The organism is Streptosporangium sp. NPDC000396 (assembly GCF_042898655.1).
GTDB lineage: Bacteria > Actinomycetota > Actinomycetes > Streptosporangiales > Streptosporangiaceae > Streptosporangium.
Map to the genome: position 1 here is coordinate 71921 of NZ_JBIAZA010000009.1, position 19003 is coordinate 90923.

The 19003-nt window shown below is 71.1% G+C and carries 14 protein-coding genes; 6 read left to right on the top strand and 8 right to left on the bottom strand.

Annotation, left to right across the window (positions count from 1 at the left end; all coding sequences use genetic code 11):
* Window positions 1-19 precede the first annotated feature (19 nt).
* Genes ACFY2X_RS16335 through ACFY2X_RS16345 form a run of 3 tightly spaced genes read left to right on the top strand, consistent with a single transcriptional unit; the run spans window position 20 to window position 2830 of the window.
* Window positions 20-193 carry a hypothetical protein gene (locus ACFY2X_RS16335; protein ID WP_389938754.1) on the top strand — a complete coding sequence of 58 codons (174 nt, stop codon included), beginning with the start codon at window positions 20-22 and terminating at the stop codon, window positions 191-193.
* Entirely contained in the window at window positions 186-1613 is a 1428-nt protein-coding gene (locus ACFY2X_RS16340; RefSeq protein WP_389938757.1) for a nitronate monooxygenase, read from the top strand. Before ACFY2X_RS16335 ends, ACFY2X_RS16340 begins: the two co-directional genes overlap by 8 nt.
* The gene (locus ACFY2X_RS16345) at window positions 1610-2830 is read left to right on the top strand and encodes a TIGR04053 family radical SAM/SPASM domain-containing protein (RefSeq protein ID WP_389938760.1); all 1221 of its coding nucleotides are present in this window, start codon (window positions 1610-1612) and stop codon (window positions 2828-2830) included. The genes ACFY2X_RS16340 and ACFY2X_RS16345 overlap by 4 nt, the downstream gene beginning before the upstream one ends.
* Before the next feature lie 72 nt (window positions 2831-2902).
* Here ACFY2X_RS16345 and ACFY2X_RS16350 read toward each other — a convergent pair whose 3' ends face one another.
* The gene (locus ACFY2X_RS16350) at window positions 2903-3340 is read right to left on the bottom strand and encodes a pyridoxamine 5'-phosphate oxidase family protein (RefSeq protein ID WP_389938763.1); all 438 of its coding nucleotides are present in this window, start codon (window positions 3338-3340) and stop codon (window positions 2903-2905) included.
* A gap of 306 nt (window positions 3341-3646) precedes the next feature.
* Between ACFY2X_RS16350 and ACFY2X_RS16355 the strand changes: the two genes are divergently transcribed.
* Window positions 3647-5314, top strand: coding sequence for a GAF domain-containing protein (locus tag ACFY2X_RS16355; protein WP_389938766.1), 1668 nt, complete (start codon window positions 3647-3649; stop codon window positions 5312-5314).
* A gap of 27 nt (window positions 5315-5341) precedes the next feature.
* Here the strand turns inward: ACFY2X_RS16355 and narI are convergent, their stop codons facing one another.
* The 7 genes from narI to ACFY2X_RS16390 form a co-directional block, all read right to left on the bottom strand.
* The gene (narI, locus tag ACFY2X_RS16360) at window positions 5342-6115 is read right to left on the bottom strand and encodes a respiratory nitrate reductase subunit gamma (protein ID WP_389938769.1); all 774 of its coding nucleotides are present in this window, start codon (window positions 6113-6115) and stop codon (window positions 5342-5344) included.
* On the bottom strand, window positions 6112-6792 hold the full coding sequence (gene narJ / locus ACFY2X_RS16365; RefSeq protein WP_389938772.1) for a nitrate reductase molybdenum cofactor assembly chaperone: 681 nt from the start codon (window positions 6790-6792) through the stop codon (window positions 6112-6114). Before narJ ends, narI begins: the two co-directional genes overlap by 4 nt.
* Entirely contained in the window at window positions 6789-8339 is a 1551-nt protein-coding gene (gene narH / locus ACFY2X_RS16370; RefSeq protein WP_389938775.1) for a nitrate reductase subunit beta, read from the bottom strand. The genes narJ and narH overlap by 4 nt, the downstream gene beginning before the upstream one ends.
* Window positions 8339-11968 carry a nitrate reductase subunit alpha gene (locus ACFY2X_RS16375; RefSeq protein ID WP_389939214.1) on the bottom strand — a complete coding sequence of 1210 codons (3630 nt, stop codon included), beginning with the start codon at window positions 11966-11968 and terminating at the stop codon, window positions 8339-8341. The genes narH and ACFY2X_RS16375 overlap by 1 nt, the downstream gene beginning before the upstream one ends.
* A 225-nt stretch (window positions 11969-12193) precedes the next feature.
* Window positions 12194-14794 carry a multicopper oxidase domain-containing protein gene (locus ACFY2X_RS16380; RefSeq protein WP_389938778.1) on the bottom strand — a complete coding sequence of 867 codons (2601 nt, stop codon included), beginning with the start codon at window positions 14792-14794 and terminating at the stop codon, window positions 12194-12196.
* Window positions 14795-14799: 5 nt separating this feature from the next.
* A complete protein-coding gene (locus tag ACFY2X_RS16385; protein WP_389938781.1) occupies window positions 14800-15897 on the bottom strand; it encodes a hypothetical protein in 1098 nt (365 codons plus the stop codon).
* 241 nt (window positions 15898-16138) lie between these two features.
* The gene (locus tag ACFY2X_RS16390; protein ID WP_389938784.1) at window positions 16139-16546 is read right to left on the bottom strand and encodes a putative zinc-binding protein; all 408 of its coding nucleotides are present in this window, start codon (window positions 16544-16546) and stop codon (window positions 16139-16141) included.
* A gap of 308 nt (window positions 16547-16854) precedes the next feature.
* On the opposite strand from ACFY2X_RS16390, the gene ACFY2X_RS16395 reads away from it, so the two are divergent.
* On the top strand, window positions 16855-17349 hold the full coding sequence (locus ACFY2X_RS16395) for a hemerythrin domain-containing protein (protein WP_389938787.1): 495 nt from the start codon (window positions 16855-16857) through the stop codon (window positions 17347-17349).
* Window positions 17350-17577: 228 nt separating this feature from the next.
* Window positions 17578-18816 (top strand): nitrate/nitrite transporter, encoded by a 1239-nt coding sequence (locus ACFY2X_RS16400; protein ID WP_389938789.1) that lies wholly within the window; start codon window positions 17578-17580, stop codon window positions 18814-18816.
* Window positions 18817-19003 lie beyond the last annotated feature (187 nt).

Genomic DNA, 19003 nt, shown 5'->3' on the forward strand with positions numbered 1-19003 from the left:
AAATCTGAAGGATGTTGCGTTGTCCATCGCCGACCGCTTCACCGCCGCCTTCCGGGCGGAGCATCGCGAGGTTCGTGATCTGCTGTTCTCGCCGATCGATGTCTTCCGAGAGGGGGACACCGCACGGAACAGAGGCCTGGTGCCCGCCATGTCGGTGGCTTGGGCCGATACCGCCCGGGTTCGGCATGTCTGAGGCCGCGCCGCCCATCCTGATCCAGGGCGGAATGGGCGTGGGAGTGTCCGGGTGGCGGCTGGCGCGGGCCGTCGCCCGGACCGGGCAGCTCGGCGTGGTGTCCGGGACCGCGCTGGACGTCACGTTGGCGCGGCGGCTGCAGCTGGGCGACCCGGGCGGGCATCTGCGCCGGGCACTGGCCCACTTTCCGGTCGCGGAGATGGCCGGGCGGGTCCTGGGCCGCTACTTCGTGCCCGGCGGGACCGCGCGGGGCCTGCCGTACCGGCCCGTTCCCCGGCTGGGGCTGCGGCCGAACCGGGCCCGCGACGAGCTGGCGGTGGTCGCCAACTTCGCCGAGGTCTTCCTCGCCAAGGAGGGACACGACGGCCCGGTCGGGATCAACTACCTGGAGAAGATCCAGATGGCCACGCCCGCCGCGGTCTACGGGGCGATGCTGGCCGGGGTCGACTACGTGCTGATGGGCGCCGGTATTCCCGCGGAGATCCCGCGGTTGCTCGACGAACTCGCCGCGCACCGGCCGGCGGAGGTCACGGTCACCGTGGCGGGCGCCGACGACGCCCGGCACGCGGTCGCCCTCGATCCGGGGACGCTGCTCGGCCGATCAGTGGCGCCGCTGACGCGGCCACGGCTGCTGGCGATCGTCTCCTCGCACGTGCTGGCCGCCTACCTGGCTCGTTCCCCGCGGACCCGGCCGGACGGGTTCGTGCTGGAGTCGCCGGTGGCCGGCGGGCACAGCGCGCCGCCGCGGGGCCCGATGCGGCTCGACGCCGCCGGTGAGCCCGTGTACGGCCCGCGCGACGAGGCCGACACCGGCAAGGTCGCGGCACTCGGCCTGCCGTTCTGGCTGGCCGGCGGGTACGGCACGCCGGACGGGCTGACGCGGGCGCTGGAGTCGGGCGCCGCCGGGATCCAGGTGGGGTCGGCGTTCGCGCTGTGCCGGGAGTCGGGACTCGACGACGAGCTCCGGCGGCGCCTGCTTCGGCGGGCCGCCGGCGAGGTGCTGGAGGTCCGCAACGATCCGCACGCCTCCCCGACGGGTTTCCCCTTCAAGGTCGCCGATGTGCCCGGCACGCTGTCCGATCCGGGCGTCTACGCCGAGCGGCCACGCCTGTGCGATCTGGGTTACCTGCGCACGCCGTACACGAAGCCGGACGGCGCGATCGGCTACCGCTGCCCGGCAGAACCGGTCGAGACCTACGTCCGCAAGGGCCGGCCCGCCGAGGAGGCCGCCGAACGCCGCTGCCTGTGCAACGGGCTGCTCGCCGCCATCGGCCTCGGGCAGCACCGCCCGGACGGCTACGTCGAGCCCCCACTGCTCACGCTCGGCCAGGACACCGGCTTCCTCGACGGCTTGCCCGACGACCATTCGGCCGCCGACGTCGTGGACCGCATTCTGCTGGGGGCGAGGGCAACGAGATGACCGAAGAGCGCCGCACCACCGCGGGCGACGGCCCATCGCGCGGACCGGGCCCGGTGCGCCGGGTCCGGCGCGACGTGGCGACCAGCCCGTTCATCGTGATCTGGGAGGCGACGCGGGCCTGCCCGCTGGCCTGCCTGCACTGCCGGGCCGAAGCCGTGCCGAAGCGCCATCCTCTGGAGCTGACCACCGACGAGGCGACCGGGCTGATGCGCCAGGTGGCGGCGTTCGGCCGGCCCGCGCCGCTGTTCGTGATCACGGGTGGCGACCCCTTCGAACGGCCCGACCTGTTCGAGCTGGTACGGCGGGGCCGCGAACTCGGCCTCGCCCCGGCCGTGTCCCCCTCGGGCACCCCCGCGCTCACCCCCGGCAACCTCACCCGCCTGCGTGACGCGGGCGCCGTGGCGATCTCGCTCAGCCTCGACGGGGCGACGGCCGCCCGGCATGACGACTTCCGCGGCTACGACGGCGTGTTCTCCCGCACGCTGGCGGCATGGCGGGCGGCGCGCGAGGCCGGGCTCAAGGTGCAGATCAACACCACGGTCACCCGCGACAACCTGAGGGAGCTGCCGGACATCGCGAAGCTGGTCCGGGATCGGGGCGCGTTGTTGTGGAGCGTCTTCTTCCTCGTGCCCACCGGCCGAGGACGCGCCCTGGCCGCGCTGACTCCCCAGGAGGCCGAGGACGTGCTGAACTTCGTCTACGACGTCGGCACCGCGGTCCCGGTCAAGACCACCGAGGCCCACCACTTCCGCCGCGTCGCCGTACAGCGGCTCATCCTGGCCGAGCGCGGGATCAGTCACATCGACGCGCTTGAGCTCGGGCCGGTCTACCGCGACCTGCGCCGCCGGGCCCGGCGCGCTGGACTGATCAGGGAATCGCGGGCCCGCCGCCCGCCCATCGACGTCAACGCCGGCCGCGGTTTCGTGTTCGTCTCCCACACCGGAACCGTGCACCCGTCGGGCTTCCTCCCGCTGGCCGCCGGCAACGTGCGAGAGCGGCCGCTGACCGAGATCTACCGGTCCGCGCCGCTGTTCACCGCGCTTCGCGACCCCGACCGGCTGGCCGGGCGCTGCGGGTCGTGTGAGTTCCGGGCCATCTGCGGCGGATCCCGATCCCGCGCCTACGCCTGTGGTGGCGATGTGTTCGGGGAGGAACCCTGGTGCGCCTACCAGCCGGGCACTTTCCCCTACCAGGAGGATCTCGCGCTCTTCGGGTGACGCGCGAGCGCGGCGGGGAGCGGATCCCTTCGCGCTCGCGCGGATATCGGACAGCCGCGAGCAGCCCCATCCTCACTGAGCCGAGGCGTCGCCGTCCGGGGTGGAGCGGGGAACCAGCGCGAAGCCGGTGACTATCTCCGGGCGGATGCGAATCACCTGGTCCATCTCACCCGCCACCCACGGGCGAAGACGGGCCTTGAACCGCGCCGCCTCCTCCGGGTCGTCCACCAGCTGGGCCATGCCGGTGACGATCACGCTCCAGCCGAGGTGCTCGTCCATGTCCAGCTCGTCGGCTTCGAAGGCCACCACGGCCCCGGACGGTGCCACTTCCGTGCTGAGCACGGTGCCCGGGTTGGTGCGGATGACGATCTGCCCGTCGTCGACGATATGGTTCACCGGCCGTACCGCCGGAAGCGCGTGACGCGTGAAGACGATCCGTCCGAGCGGCGCGCCGGCCAGCAGCCGGAGGGCGTCCGCCTCGGACAACTCCTTGAGGTCTCGGGAACTCATCCCACCGAGCCGCCCGCCGTACCGAGAATCACCCGAGCATTCTGCGGCCTTCCGGATTGTTGACGACAGGGGCTAAAGTCCCTTGATTTCCGTAAAAAGGTCACTTGCGCGGGAAGTGCACTTTCCGCCATTCTCCAGCCGCCACAACCGGGCCACCGCAACGCAAGGACCGGCGAGAACACCACATACCCTCTCAAAGGGGTGCATTTATTCCCCAGAAGCACTACCAGGGGCGTGGTGGTACGTATCAGGACACAGACTGAGGAAGACATGGCGGACGACGAAAGACAACTGCTCATACCGAACATGAGGCTGGATGAGCTGCTGTCGGAGCTGCAGACCCGGCTGGAAGCCGTGCTGGCCACCCGGGACCGGGTGCACGCGCTGCTGGAGGCCGTCGTCTCGATCGGTCGTGACCTGGACCTGGAGACCGTGCTGCGCCGCATCGTCGAGGCGGCGATGACGCTGGTGGAGGCTCGCTACGGCGCGCTGGGCGTGATCGGAGAGGAAGGCGTCCTGGTGCGGTTCGTGCCGGTCGGGATCACGGAGGAGGAGCTCGCTCGCATCGACCACTGGCCGCACGGCAAGGGCCTGCTCGGCATGCTGATCAAGAACCCGCATCCACTGCGGCTCGCCGACATCTCCGAGCACCCTGAGTCGTACGGCTTCCCGCCCGGCCATCCACCGATGCGAACCTTCCTCGGTGTGCCGATCCGGGTGCGCGAGGAGGTGTTCGGCAACCTCTACCTGACCGAGAAGAGCGGTGGCCGCCCATTTGAGGAGGACGACGAGGCCATCGTCACGGCTCTGGCCACCGCGGCCGGTGTCGCCATCGAGAACGCCCGGCTGTTCGAGGAGACCCGGCGCCGTGAAACGTGGCTTCAGGCGTCTTCGGAGGTCACCACCAGCCTGCTGTCCGGCACCGACCCGCACGAGGTGCTCGCCGCGATGGCCCGCCGGGTCCGCGAGATGACCGGCGCCGACACCGTCACCATCAGCTTCCTGCACGATGAGGAGAGCCTGTGCGTGGAGATCGCCGAAGGACACGGCGAACAGGTGCTGCGCGGCCGGCTGGAGCCGATCCAGGACACGCTGGCGGGCAACGCGGTACGGACCGGGGCACCGCAGAGCGTGCTCGACATCAAGGCCTGCCCCGCGGACGTGCCGCTGATGAAGGATCTGCCCCTGGGGCCCGCCCTGGTGGTGCCGCTGGGCCCGCAGGGACGGGTCCGCGCCGTGCTGCGCCTGGCCAAGCGCGCCACGCGGCTGCCGTTCAGCGGCTCTGACCTGCGCATGGTGGAGGCGCTGGTCGGGCAGGCCGCCGTGGCGCTGGAGCTGGCCGAGGCCCGTCGCGACGCCGAGCGCCTGAGCCTGCTGGAGGACCGCGACCGCATCGCCAAGGATCTGCACGACGTGGTGATCCAGCGGCTGTTCGCGATCGCCATGGGTTTGATGAGCACCGTGCGGCTGGTGGACAACCCGCCCGTGGCGAGCCGGCTCCAGCACGCCGTGGACGAGCTGGACGAAACGATCCGGCAGATCCGCTCCACGATCTTCGCGCTCCAGATGCCGTCCTCCGGCGGTGAGCAGGGCCTGCGCGGCCGGGCGATGGAGCTGGTGGAGGGCGCCCGCGGTCATCTCGGCTTCATGCCCGGCATCCGCCTGGAGGGCCCGCTGGACAACGCCGTCCCCTCCGAGCTCGCCGAGCAGGCGCTGGCCGTCCTGCGTGAAGCGCTGTCCAACGTGGTCCGCCACGCCAAGGCCACCAGCGCCGACGTGCTGCTCCAGGCGGCCGGCGGCGAGCTGAACGTGGAGGTGTGTGACGACGGTGTCGGCATTCCGGAAGCCGGACGCCGCAGCGGGCTGCGCAACCTCCAGGATCGGGCCGAACGGCTGGGCGGGGAGTTCACCGCCGGGCCCGCCGGCGACGGAGGCACCCGGCTGCGGTGGTGCGTGCCGTTCGGCCCGGCCTGAACGCGGCGGTGGCGCCGGGCAGGACCGTTACGGCGTGGGCTGGTGAGCCTGTGTGACGGCCTGCCCGGTGTCCTCGGCCGCCCGGCCCAAGGGCGCGGGCGCGACGTGCCGCGCGCCTGCCCGGGGACGGGTGGTGCGGCGGCGGTAGACGACGTAGGGCCGCCACAGGTAGGCGATGGGAGCGGACCAGACATGGACGAGCCGGGTGAACGGCCACATCGCCACGAACACCCACGCCGACAGGGCGTGCAGCTGATAGACCAGCGGCACGTTCACCATCGTGCCGGGATCGGGCTGGAAGGTCAGGACACCCCGGAACCAGACGGCGACCGTGGCGCGGTAGTCGTAGCCGCCGCCGAGCAGGTTGCGTCCCACCGTCTCGCCCATGCCGAGCAGGATCACCAGCGCCATGACGGCGAACAGGGCCTTGTCCATCCGGGTGGTGGTGCGCCGTACCCGCGGGTTGGTGAAGCGGCGGGCCAGGAGCAGCGCGAGGCCCGCCACGACCATCACCCCGGCGACGGTGCCGGCGCCCACCGAGACCAGGTGGTACAGGTGCTCGGAGACGCCGAGAGCCTCCGTCCAGCTCTTGGGCACCAGCAGGCCGAGAACGTGGCCGCCGATCGCCGCGAACACGCCGAGGTGGAACAGCGGGGAGCCGAGCCGCAGCAGCCTGCTCTCCAGCAGCTGGGTGGTGCGGGTGGTCCAGCCGAACTGGTCGGTGCGCCACCGCCAGACGTGGCCGACGACGAAGATCGTGAGAGCGATGTAGGGGACGACGACCCAGAGCGCGACGCTCACGGGCGCACCTCCAATCCGGTGAGGTACTCGGGCGGGGCGAACGGGGCCAGGCCGACCTCCTCGGCGGGCGGGCCCGCCAGCGCGAGGTCGGCGACCGCGGCCCGCTCGGCCGCCGACAGGTCGGGAAGCGCCGCGCACAGCGCGTCGAGCACGAGCGCGTACGGCGTGCCGGCATCCCGCAGCGCGGTGCGGATGAGCTCCAGCCCCTTGCGGTGCTGACGCAGTGGCGCCTCCCCGGTGGAAGGCCCGGCCAGCGCCGCGAACTCGCAGACCACGGGCAGGAAGTCGGGCAGCTCGCCGTCCGGTGGATTGAGCCCGGCCACCCGGAAACGCTGCTTCAGCGTCAGCAGCGCCATGCCGCGGCGGCGGGTGTCGCCGTGCAGGTAGTAGGTGAGGTAGAGACTCGACTTGCGGCGCAGGTCGAAGGTCTCGACATAGGCGCGGGCGAGCCCCATCGGCTCGGCATCGCAGAACCAGCGCATGAACCGCGTGAGCGACTCGCGCGAGACCGAGTCGGGCAGCGCCGCCACGGCCCGGCTCAGCTCGGCGCGGGCGGCGAGCAGCTCGGCGTCGGGGTATTGCAGCAGCAACGAGACCAGCCGCAGCAGCGCCGTTCTGTGTTCCTGGGACTGGTGGGAGTGCGGCGTCCCGGCCTCCCGCCGTGCGAGCAGCCTCATGCCTGTTCCCCCCGGTTGACGAAAAGCCGCAGGGCGGTGCGGCCGTCGGCGCGGCGGCCGGTGACACCGGCCGGGTGGAAGTCACTCATGCCGGGGCCGCCGTCACCGTCCAGGCTGCAACCGTCGGCCTGCGCGGACAGGGCGGCGGCGTCCTCACGGTGCGCGGCGGGCACGACGTAGCGCTCGTCGTACTTGGCGATGGCCAGCAGCCGGTACATCTCCTCCATGTCGCCGGCCGTCATGCCGGTGGCCTCCAGCAGGTCACCGGTGACGGTGCCGTCGATCGTGCGAGCCCGCATGTAGGCGCGCATCGCCGACAGCTTCATCAGCACCCCGGCCACGACCTCGGTGTCTCCCGCCGAGAAGAGGCTGGCCAAATATTCCAGCGGGATGCGCAGGTCGGTGATGGCGTGGAAGACGTTGTCCGGGTCGTCGGCGTCGGCGCCCGTCCCGGTCACCGCGTCGAGCACCGGCGACAGCGGCGGGATGTACCAGACCATGGGCAGGGTGCGGTACTCCGGGTGCAGCGGCAGCGCCACCCGGTAGCGCATGGCCAGCCGGTAGATCGGGGACCGGCGGGCCGCCTCGATCCAGTCGTCGCTGATGCCGGAGGCTCGGGCGGCTTCGATGACCTCGGGATCCTCGGGGTCGAGGAAGACCCGGCGCTGCGCCTCAAGCAGGTCGCGGGGGTCGATGACGCGGGCCGCGTCCAGCACGGCGTCGGCGTCGTAGAGGATCAGGCCGATGTAGCGCAGCCGCCCGACGCAGGTCTCGGCGCACACGGTCGGCTGCCCCGCCTCGATCCTGGGAAAGCAGAACGTGCACTTCTCGGCCTTGCCCGTGTTGTGGTTGACGTAGACCTTCTTGTACGGGCAGGCCGAGACGCACATGCGCCAGCCGCGGCAGCGGTCCTGGTCCACCAGGACGATGCCGTCCTCCTCCCGCTTGTACATCGCCCCGGACGGGCAGGCCGAGACGCAGGCCGGATTGAGGCAGTGCTCGCAGATGCGCGGCAGGTGGAACATGAAGGTCTTGTCGAATTCCAGGCGCACCTTGTCCGCCATCGCCGCGAGGTTGGGGTCGGCCGGCGCGTGCTGCGGGGCGCCTCCCAGGTCGTCCTCCCAGTTCGCGCCCCAGGTGATGGCCATGTCTTTCCCGGTGATGGCGGACTTGGGCCGGATGACCGGGGTGTGCGGGCCTGCGGGCGCGCTGATCAGGGTGTCGTAGTCGTAGGTCGCCGGTTCGTAGTAGTCGTCCAGCTTCGGCAGGTCGGGGTTGGCGAACAGGTTGACCAGCCGCTTGACCCGGCCGCCGGAGCGGAGCTTGAGCCGCCCCCGGCGGTCGAGTCGCCAGCCGCCGTGCCAGCGGGTCTGGTCCTCGTACCGCTTGGGGTAGCCGACGCCGGGCTTGGTTTCGACGTTGTTGAACCAGACGTACTCGACTCCCTCCCGGTTGGTCCAGGTCTGCTTGCAGGTGACCGAGCAGGTGTGGCAGCCGATGCACTTGTCCAGGTTCATCACCATGGCCACCTGAGCCATCACGCGCATCAGTAAGTCACCTCCTGAGTGCGGCGGCGGATCACCGTGATCTCGTCACGCTGGTTGCCGGTGGGACCGTAGTAGTTGAAGGCATAGGTGAACTGCGCGTACCCGCCGATGAGATGGCTGGGCTTGAGCAGCAGCCGGGTGAGGGAGTTGTGGACGCCGCCGCGCCGCCCTGACATCTCGGTCAGCGGCACGTTCACGTTGCGGTCCTTGGCGTGGTACATGTACACGGTTCCCGTGGGCATGCGGTGTGAGACGACCGCCCTGGCGGCGACCACGCCGTTGCGGTTGTATGCCTCGATCCAGTCGTTGTCGGCGACGCCGATCGACTCGGCGTCCGCCACGCTCATCCAGATGGTCGGCCCGCCCCGCGACAGGGCCAGCATGTAGGCGTTGTCCTGGTATTCCGAATGGATGGACCACTTGGAATGCGGGGTCAGGTAGCGGACGGTGACCTCGGCCCCGTTCCCGCTCCCCTGCTCGCCGAAGTGCCGCCGCATGTTGAGCGGGGGGCGGTAGGCGGGCAGCTGTTCGCCCAGTTCGATGATCCAGTCATGGTCGAGGAAGAACTGCTGGCGCCCGGTCAGGGTGTGCCAGGGCTTGCTGCGCTCGACGTTGATGACGAAGGCGGAGTAGCGGCGTCCGCCTGTCTCCGACCCCGACCACTCCGGCGAGGTGAGGACCGGCTGCGGCCGTGACTGGGTGTCGGCGAAGGTGATCCGCTTGCCCTCGTGCTCGGCGGCCAGGTCGGCCAGCCGGGTACCGGTACGCCGTTCCAGGGTCTCGAAGCCCTGCGTGGCCAGCCGGCCGTTGGTGGCGCCCGACAGCGTGAGAATCGCCTCGCACAGCCGGTCCGCCGTGGCCAGCGAGATCCGTCCCGTCGCGGTGACACCGTTCTGGCTGCGCAGGTAGTCCAGCTCCGGTTCGACCCGGTACGTCACGCCCTTGGTGGTCAGCCCCAGCTCGGCGAACAGCGGCCCGACCGACCGCATCCGCTCGCCGACGGCCGGATAGTCCCGGTCGATCGTCACGATCTTCGGCATGGTGCGCCCGGGGACGGGCGCGCACTCGCCGCTCTTCCAGTCGCGCACCCGGCCTCCTGGCTGGGCCAGCTCGTCGGGGGTGTCGTGGGTGAGCGGTACGGCGAGCACGTCGGTGCGCCGGCCGAGGTGGTCGGCGGCGAGCTCGGAGAACCGGTCGGCCAGGGCGAGGAAGGCGTCGTAGTCGGTACGCGCCTGCCACGGCGGCGCGATCGCCGGGTTGAACGCGTGCACGAAGGGATGCATGTCCGTGCTGGACAGGTCGTGCTTCTCGTACCAGGTCGCGGCCGGTAGCACGACGTCGGCGAACAGCGCCGTGGAGGTCATCCGGAAGTCGATCGCGGTGAGCAGGTCGAGCTTGCCCTCGGCCGCCTCCTCGCGCCAGGTCACCTCGGCGGGCCGCAGTTCCTCGGGCGTCTCCTCGCTGCGCGCCTCGGCGTCGGTGCCGAGCAGATGCCGCAGGAAGTACTCGTTGCCCTTGCCGGAGGAGCCGAGCAGGTTCGCCCGCCACACGGTCAGCACGCGGGGGAAGTTGGCCGGGTCTCCCGGGTCCTCGGCGGCGAACCGCAGCCGTCCCTCGGCCAGTTCGCTCACCACGTGATCGGCCACGGGAACCCCGGCGGCGGCGGCCTCGTCGGCGAGTGTCAGCGGGTTGCGGTTGAAGGTCGGGTGCGAGGGCAGCCAGCCCAGCCGCGCCGCCTGGGCGTTGCAGTCGGCGAACGCCCGGCCCGCGAACGCGCCCGAACCGAGCGGGCTGGCCAGCTCGTCGGCTCGGATCCGCTCGTAACGCCACTGGTCGGTGGCCAGGTACCAAAACGCCGTGCCCGCCATGTGCCTGGTCGGGCGCTGCCAGTCGAACGCGAACGCCAGGTGCTGGAAGCCCGTCACCGGGCGGACCTTCTCCTGGCCGACATAGTGCGCCCAGCCGCCGCCGTTGACTCCCTGGCAGCCGGTCAGCAGCACCAGGGTGAGGAAGGAACGGTAGATCTGGTCGGAGTGGAACCAGTGGTTGGTGCCCGCCCCCATCGCGATCATCGAGCGGCCCTCGGTGCGCTCGGCGTTGCGGGCGAACTCTCGCGCGATCTTGATGATCGTCCCGGCGGCGACCGAGGTGATCTCCTCCGCCCAGGCCGGCGTGTACGGCTGGGCGGCGTCCAGATAGGAGCCGGGCCATTCCCCGGGCAGGTCACGGGCCACGCCGTACTGTGCCATGAGCAGGTCGAAGACGGTGGTGACCAGCTGGCCGCCCACCTGCGTCACCGGCACGCCGCGCCGTATCACCGATCCGCCTTCGGTGGCGCCCTCGTCGAAGCGCGGCAGGTCGACCGCGACCGCGCGTTCGGACCGTTCGAGCAGGGTCAGGACGGGCCGCGCGCCGTCCAGGTCGAGGTTCCAGCGGCCTTCGCCCTCCTGCCCCCACCGGAACCCCAGCGAGCCGTTGGGAATCACGGTCCGGCCGCTCTCCTCGTCCATGACGACGGTCTTGAACGCCGCGTTCTCGCTCTCGTCGCCGAGGTCGGCGGCGGTCAGGAACCGGCGCGGCACATACGCGTCGCCACGCGGCTCCAACGTCACCAGGAAGGGCAGATCCGTAAATTTCCGCACGTAGTCGGTGAAGTACGGCACCTGCCGATCACGGAAGAACTCCGTCAGAATCACATGGCCCATCGCCATCGCCAGCGCCCCGTCCGTGCCGGGATGCGGAGCCAGCCAGTCGTCGGCGAACTTGACGTTGTCGGCGTAGTCCGGGCTGACCGCGACCACCTTGGTGCCCTGGTAACGCGCCTCGGTCATGAAGTGGGCGTCCGGGGTGCGGGTGACCGGAATGTTGGAGCCCCACATGATCAGGTAGCGGGAGTTCCACCAGTCCGCCGCCTCGGGTACGTCCGTCTGGTCGCCCCACACCTGCGGCGAGGCGATGGGGAGGTCGGCGTACCAGTCGTAGAACGACAGCAGCGTGCCCCCGATCAGTGACAGGAACCGCGTCCCCGCCGCGAACGACGCCATCGACATCGCCGGGATCGGCGAGAAGCCGACCACCCGGTCCGGCCCGTGCGCCTTCACCGTGTGCACGTGCGCGGCGGCCATCAGCTCGACGACCTCGTCCCAGCTGGAGCGCACGAAACCGCCCTTGCCGCGCGCCCGCTTGTACGCTCGGGCACGCTCGGGATCGCCGGTCAGCTCCGCCCACGCCAGCACCGGATCGCCCAGCCTGGCCTTGGCCTCCCGCCACATCTCCAGCAGCACGCCGCGCACGTAGGGGTAGCGCACGCGCGAGGGCGAGTAGGTGTACCAGGAGAAGGAGGCGCCCCGGGGGCAACCGCGCGGTTCGTACTCCGGTGACTCCGGCCCCACCGACGGGTAGTCGGTCGCCTGGTGCTCCCAGGTGATCAGCCCATCCTTGACGAACACCTTCCACGAGCACGAGCCCGTGCAGTTCACGCCATGGGTCGAGCGCACCACCTTGTCATGCGCCCACCGATCCCGGTAGAAGCGGTCCCAGGCGCTGGGATCTATCTGGTGCAGGGTACGGCCGTCGGCCGACACCTCGGATTTGGTGAAGAACGTGCGAGCGGCGAGCAACGGCCCCATGCCCGGGGTCGTGTCGATACCAGGTCCCTTCTTGCGTGCGTCGGTCACCGGATCATCCTCGCCACGGGGGTAACAGCGGTCATGGGTACAGCCTTTCGATGCGCGGGGATTTACGGCAGGGACCAAAGTCCCCTCTGGCACGTCCGGTAGGCCATTTCCTCGTCTGTGCCCTGTCCGGCGCCTCCAGGCGCGGCCGTCCACGCGCAGGGCTCGCCGGCCACCAGGTCATGACGCGCTCACCACGAAGGTTCCGTGAGCGCCTGCCTCGGCCCGCTGCATGGCGTGGTCGACGAAGGGATAGTGCCCGGGTTCGGGGAACACCAGCTCGGCGAAGCCGCCCTGCGCGGGAGCCAGGTCCAGCACCTGGGCGCCACCCGGATCGTTCTTCTTCAGCAGGTAGGCGCCCTCCTTGTAGACGGTGTCGAACGGGACCCCCACCACGTGGAAGGCGGTTCCCGAGCCGGGTCCGGCCGCCACCACCCAGATCCGCACCCGCTCACCGGCCTTGGCCGCGATCGGGGCATGGTCGTAACCGGCGGCGGTGCCGTTGAACATCCATCCGTCCGGGCGTCCCTCGCGGATTCTGGCGACCTGGGCGTCCTCGCCCGGCTGGCCGAGGTAGAGCTCGCCCTGGACGAGCACGTACTCGCGGTCGGCCCGCGGCAGGCCTGGCGGATCGATGATGACCGCGCCGTACATGCCGTTGGCGATGTGCTGGCTCATGGGCATGGTCGAGCAGTGATACAGCCATGCCCCGGCCCGGTCGGCGCGGAAGCGGTACGTCAGCCGCTGTCCCGGGTCGATGGTGCGCATCGGCCCGTCGGGGGCGAGCGCCCCGGCGTGGAAATCGATGCCGTGGCCCATCGTCCCGTCGTTGACGAACGTCACCGTGAACAGGTCTCCCACCTTGCCGCGCAGCACGGGGCCGGGGAGCGTTCCGTTGAACGTCCACATCCGGCGGTGGACGCCGGGTGCCACTTCCAGGTCGGTCTCCTTGACGCGGATCTCCACCTTGTGCTCGGCGCTTCCCGGCGCGGGCCGGAGGGCGGCCTCGTACGGCTTCCAGCCCGGCGACATCGGCGCGGCCAGATCGAGGGGGGATTGCCCCTCCTGGGCGGCCGCATGCCCGGTGCCCGCGTGTCCGGTGTTCGCGTGCCCGCCGTTCGACGGGCGCGTGGCTGTCGCCGGGGCGGGCACGATGCGCATGGTCATGCCCGCGGCCCGGTGCCCGGCCACGGTGCACCAGCCGTCCACGGTCTCGGCCAGCGGGGCGAGTTTCAGCACGGCGGTCTTGCCGGGATCAAGCATCGGGGTGCGCTCCCCCGTCGACAACCGCAGGTCGTGCCGTTGGGCGTCGGCGTTGGTGACGCGGAGCGTCAGCACGGTGCCCGACGCGGCCGTGATCACGCCGGGCCGTACCCGCATCCCCGAGAGCGTCACCTCAACGGTTCGCTGCGCCCCGGGCGCGATGTCGAGCCGGGCCGGCCCGGCCCCTCCGGAGGCCGCGACCGCCACGGCGGCGGCGGTGAGCAGGCAGCCGACGACCGTGCCGAGGAAAGCCGGGGACAGGCGGCCCTCCGGATGACGGGTTCGGATGAGTGCGGTCACGGCCAGCGCGACGAACGCCACCGTGGAGGCGAGGACGAGCGCCCAGCCGAGCAGCCCGAGCGGTTCCGGCACGGGCAGGGCGAGCAGCGGCACCCCGAGGTTGGCCGCCCCGAGCCGGTACGGCCAGCCCCGTTCGAGCAACGCCGCGTTCTGCTTGAAACGGGCGGGTCCGCCCCCGAGCACCGCGGGCAGCAGATGCATGAGCGAGCCGAGCAGCACCTGCCCGACGAACCCGGCCAGCACCAGCGGCAGCAGCGGCTCCAGCGCGTGCCCCACGTCTTCGACGCGATGCGTGGCGACCAGCACGAGATCGACGATGAGTGCGATCTCGAACCAGACCACGCCGGCCGCGAGCGTCCAGGCGGCGGCCGTGTGCGGGCGGCGCCGTCGCACCGTCTCGGCCAGCGGGGTCAGCGCGACCGCCACGGCGACCGCGTACAGCGCAAGCCCCGCCACCGCGGCCCACCGCATCCCCGGCAACAGGCCGGACACCGCCAGCACCAGGCCCGTCCCCGCCAGCCGCAGCGCGGCGCGGGAGCAGCGACGGGTCAGCCCGGAAAGCCTCGTGCGCAAGACCGTCGGCCACAGCGTGAACAGCGTGCCGAGCACCGTCAGCCCCACCCAGCCGAGCAGGTTCACCTCGGCGTGGGCGGCGTGCATGCGCTCGTGCATCGCGCCTTGCCCCACGTGCGCGGCCAGCAGGCCACCCAGGGTGCCGCCCACCGCCAGCGCACCGGCGGCCGCCAGATACCAGCCGATGACGTGGCCGAACTGGCCGGGCAGCGCCCGTCTGAACATCCCGGCCAGCACGACCGCGTGCCAGACGACCACCGCGACCACCATGGTGGCCCCCACCGCCGCCACCTGCCACGGCCCGGCGGCCACCCCGTACAGCACGGCCACGGCCGCGGCGTTGAGCGTGCCGAGCCGGGTAACGCTCCACTGCGGATTCGGCGTCCGGGCGCGCAGCAGCGCCGCCGCGAAGTGTTCACTCCAGATCAGGATCGCGGTGGTGACCGCGCCGAGCAGAAAGACGTGAATCACCAGCCAGCGCGGCGCCGGCAGTTCCGGCTGCGCCAGCGACACCACGACGGTCAGGCCCAGCCAGGCCACCACGATCGCGTTCGCCCGCAGATGCCATGACGCGCGGGGCCGCGGCGGCGGACCGGGCGGCTCGTTCACAGTCTTGTCCCCGATCACGACATCGACGGGTGACATACCGGCTACCTCCTTCTCCGAACCGGCGACGCGCCGATAAGCGCGACACATCCGGCGAACACCAACAGCGCGGCCAGAGTGAGCAGGCCACCCGCCGTGCGCACCGAATCACTCCCAGCCAGATCGCCCAGCACCCGGACGGCCAGTCCCCCGTGCAGCAACGCCAACGGCGCGTACAGAACACGCCGGTACGGCAGGCGCACCCGCAGCACGGCGGGCAGGATCACCGGGGCGTGCCCGAACACCATCGACATGACGAAGCCGAGGAACAGCGCGTGCAGTGCCGCGTCGTACACGTGAGCCGCCGGCGGCAGGCCCGCGGCCGTCCAGAGCACTCCGGCCACGGCGAGCCACGCGTATCCGGCCAGCAGGCAGACAGCCGCGTAGCGGGGCAGGCCGGAACCGCGCACCGTTCGGCGAGCCACGTCATACCGGGCCAGCCAGACGGCCGTGGCCAGCATGCCCGCCCCGCAGACCCGCCAGCCCAGGTCCGGGTTCCAGGCCGACACCACCGCGCCGACCCCGATCACCGCGGCCATGACGGACAGGACGCTCGCCGACTTCCCCGTCAGGAAGGCGACACGGGCCAGTTCCAGCCGCTCGCCGGCGATGGTGAGGACAAGGAAGGCGGCCAGCCACGGAACCAGGTCCGGCACTCCGCCTCCGGCGAGCCACAGCAGCCCGCCCGCGTACCATGCCGCCGCGCCACCGACCTGGGGGAGCAACTCCCAACCCGGGCGACGCAGGAGCAGCGTGAGGTAGACGGCGACGAGCCAGCCCGCCGCCGCGGTGAGTGCCAGCGGGCCGAGCGGTCCGGCGGGGGCGGCCAGCAGCGCGAGCCCGCCGAGCAGGCCCAGGGCCGGCGCGGCATACGCCCATCCCCGGCCGAGCGCCACCGCGCGTTCCAGGCAGATCAGCGTGCCGAGGAACCCGAGCGCCATCAACGGCCCGTGATGCTCGGCCGCCCTCCCGGCAGCGGGAAGTTCGCCGACCAGCAGCGCGAGCCCGCCGTACAGGCCGGCCAGCAAGGCGAGGGCCGCCCCGGCGAGAAACGGAAGCCGCCAGAAGGCCACCCGCGAACGCGCTCCGGACCGCGCGCCCACGCCTCCATTCCCGGGTGAGGCCTCACCCACTTGTTGCGGCAACGCGGATCTCTCCCCGGGAACGCCGGGACAGCGGCCGGATACGGCCCCGTCACGACTCGGCTGCATCGCTCGATTGCGACAAAACGGTCATGAGCAGGCTAGGTCGCATCGCCTTGGTAACGGGCGGGCGTAAAGGCCACGATCGGCGGGACTAAAGTCCTCGCTTCTGCAGAAATCGCGTGCGGACCGGGCACCGTCCCTACTCCATCTCGTCGATGAGCTTGGCGTCGGGCGGAGTGATCCGCCGCGCCGCGCCGGCGACGGTCCGCAACAGGAACTCGGCCTGTTCGGGGTTGTAGTTGATGTGCTTCCGCTTGCGCACGCCGTACGTGGCCAGCACGACATGCTCGTCGGGAACCACGTCATGACGCCCGAGCGTGGACAGCACGCACGCCAGCCGACAGCCGTCCAGGGCCAGGATCGGCCGTCCAGAGGTGGCCACCCGCACGAGAGACGGAACGTCTCCGCCCACCCCGGCGATGCACGACATCTCCGCCAGCCCCATGCGGTCGAGCCGGACGGCCAGGTCGTTGGCCATCTGGGCCGCGCTGGAGCAGCCGGAGCAGGAGTAGACAACGGGCAGATCGGCTCGTCTCGGCCGGGACATCGACTCTTCCCTTCGTTGGACGATACGTCGCGGCCATGCTCGCGACCAGCCGCGCCCGGGGAACGAGGACTTCGTCACGAATGTCAGGGACGAACGGCCCCGCGCGGGCCGCCGCCGGCGCGGTGGAACATGCCGCCGGCGACTGCCGGCCCTGACCGGCCGAAGGACCGTCGGTCGGCCACAACGGGACTTTCGTCACTAGGAAGGCCGGACTCCAGCTGTTCCAATATGCGCGACCTCGATTAACGGGCAGCCGGAATTCGATAAATACGACTTTCGACGTTCAATCAACCGGAGAGGCGTTTCCGTTGACCATTTCCGACCAATTCACCGAAACATTCCGCCAGGAGCACCGCGAAGTTCGCGATCTGCTGTTCTCGCTGATCAATGCCTTCACCGACCTCGACACGACGCGAGCCCGGCGTGTCGTCTCCGCCGTGGCCGCGGCCACCGGACCGCATTTCCGCTACGAGGAGGAGTCGATGTATCCACGCCTCGTTCCCATCTTCGGCGCGGAATATGTCGGCAAACTGCTCGCCGATCACGACGGCGCCATCCGCAACGCTCGCGAGCTCGCCGAACTCGCCGACCTCACGGAGATCGACCAGCCCCAGGCCGAGCGGGGCATCGAGCTGACACGGCAGATCCTTCCGCACGTCAGCGACTGCGACGGGCTGTCCATCATGGTGGAGACGCTGCCCGAGGAGGACGTGATCGACATCCTCGCCACCCGCGACCTCGCACTGGAGAAGAATCTGGACCTGCTGACCTGGGCCGGTACGGTCCGGACACGGCGTTCCTGAGACCCCTGACCCCGGCGGGACCCCAGGCCGTGGGGAAGGTCGCCCGCCCCGGCCGGGATCGCGGTCCTACTCGCGCGGCGCGGTGCCTCTCGTCGATGAAACGTCGATGGAACACGGCGTCCTGGGGCCTTTGGCCCGAGGCGTTTCAGGACCAAGGTCTCTGGGATGCGCGGATGCCCGCACGAAAGATTGGAGCAGATCAGTGATGTGGACAACCGAAGGAATCGCATGACAACGCTACGGTCTGTGCCCGAGGCGAGAACGGCGGCAGGGCGGGGCGGCAGGACGACGGCGCTCGTCCTGGCCACCGCGGGCCTCGCGGTGAACTTCTGGGCGTGGGCGCTGCTCAGCCCTCTCGGCCCGGTGTACAAGGAACTGCTCGCCCTGAGCCCGCTGGAGGTCTCGGTCCTGGTGGCCGTCCCCATCGTGGTGGGGTCTCTGGGCCGGATCGCGCTGGGAGCACTGACCGACCGGTACGGCGGGCGTCTGATGTTCGGCGTGGCGAGCCTGCTCGGCGCGGCTCCCGTGGTGTTCCTCGCTTTCGCGCGGAACTACTCGACGCTGCTGGCCGGCGGCCTGGTGCTGGGCCTGACCGGGGCGACCTTCGCCATCGGCGTGCCGTACGTCAATGCCTGGTTCCCGCCGGAGCGCCGGGGCCTGGCATTGGGCATCTTCGGCATGGGCAACATCGGCACCGCGATCTCCGGGTTCGCCACCCCGTGGCTCGCCGACCGGTTCGGCCGCCCGGTGCCGTTCTTCGTGGTCGCCGCGGCCCTGATCGCCATCGGCCTGGCCTTCCTGGCGATCGGCCGGGACGCGTCCCCGGCTCGGCCCGTCACCGAGCCGTTCCTGACCCGTTTCCTGGCCGCCGCGCGACGGCGCGACACCCGGGAACTGGCCGGGATGTACGCGCTGACCTTCGGCGGATTCGTGGCGTTCGGCGTCTACCTGCCGCTGTATCTGAAGTCCGTCTACGGCCTGGCCACCACCGACGCCGCGGCCCGGGCGGCCGGGTTCGTCCTGCTCGCCACCCTGGCCCGGCCGGTCGGCGGCTGGCTGGCCGACCGGATAGGCGGCGAGCTGGTGCTGGGCGGCGCGCTGGGGACCGTGTCGGTCTGCGCGGTCATCGTCTCCTTCGCCCCGGCCATGCCGCTGGCGACGGTGGGCTTCCTGACCATGGCGACCGCGCTCGGGCTCGGCAACGGGGCCGTGTTCGCGTTGCTCGGCCGGGCTGTGCCCGCCCCCATGGTCGGCAGCGCGACCGGGGTGGTCGGCGCCGCGGGAGGTCTCGGCGGATTCCTGCCGCCGATCGTGATGGGACTGATCAACCAGGGCACCGGCTCCTACGCCATCGGCCTGATGCTGCTGGCCACGATGGCCTTCGGCGCCTTCATCTACTGCTGGTTCACCCTGCGCCCGCGCGGTTGGGCCCGCCCTGTGCCCGCGGATCTGCACGCCATCCGCTGAGAGTGAGGCGGGCGGCATCCGCAGGCTCCACGCGCGCAGCCGGGGAGAGCGTGAGGCCCGGACCAGGTCCACCCCCTCCCGCCTCGGCCGGGAATCCCGCCCCTGACCGGCCTGGAGCACTCCCCGCCTCAGCGGGGAATGCCGTCCCGGGCCGACCGGGGCGGCGCCTCCCATCTCGATCGAAGCG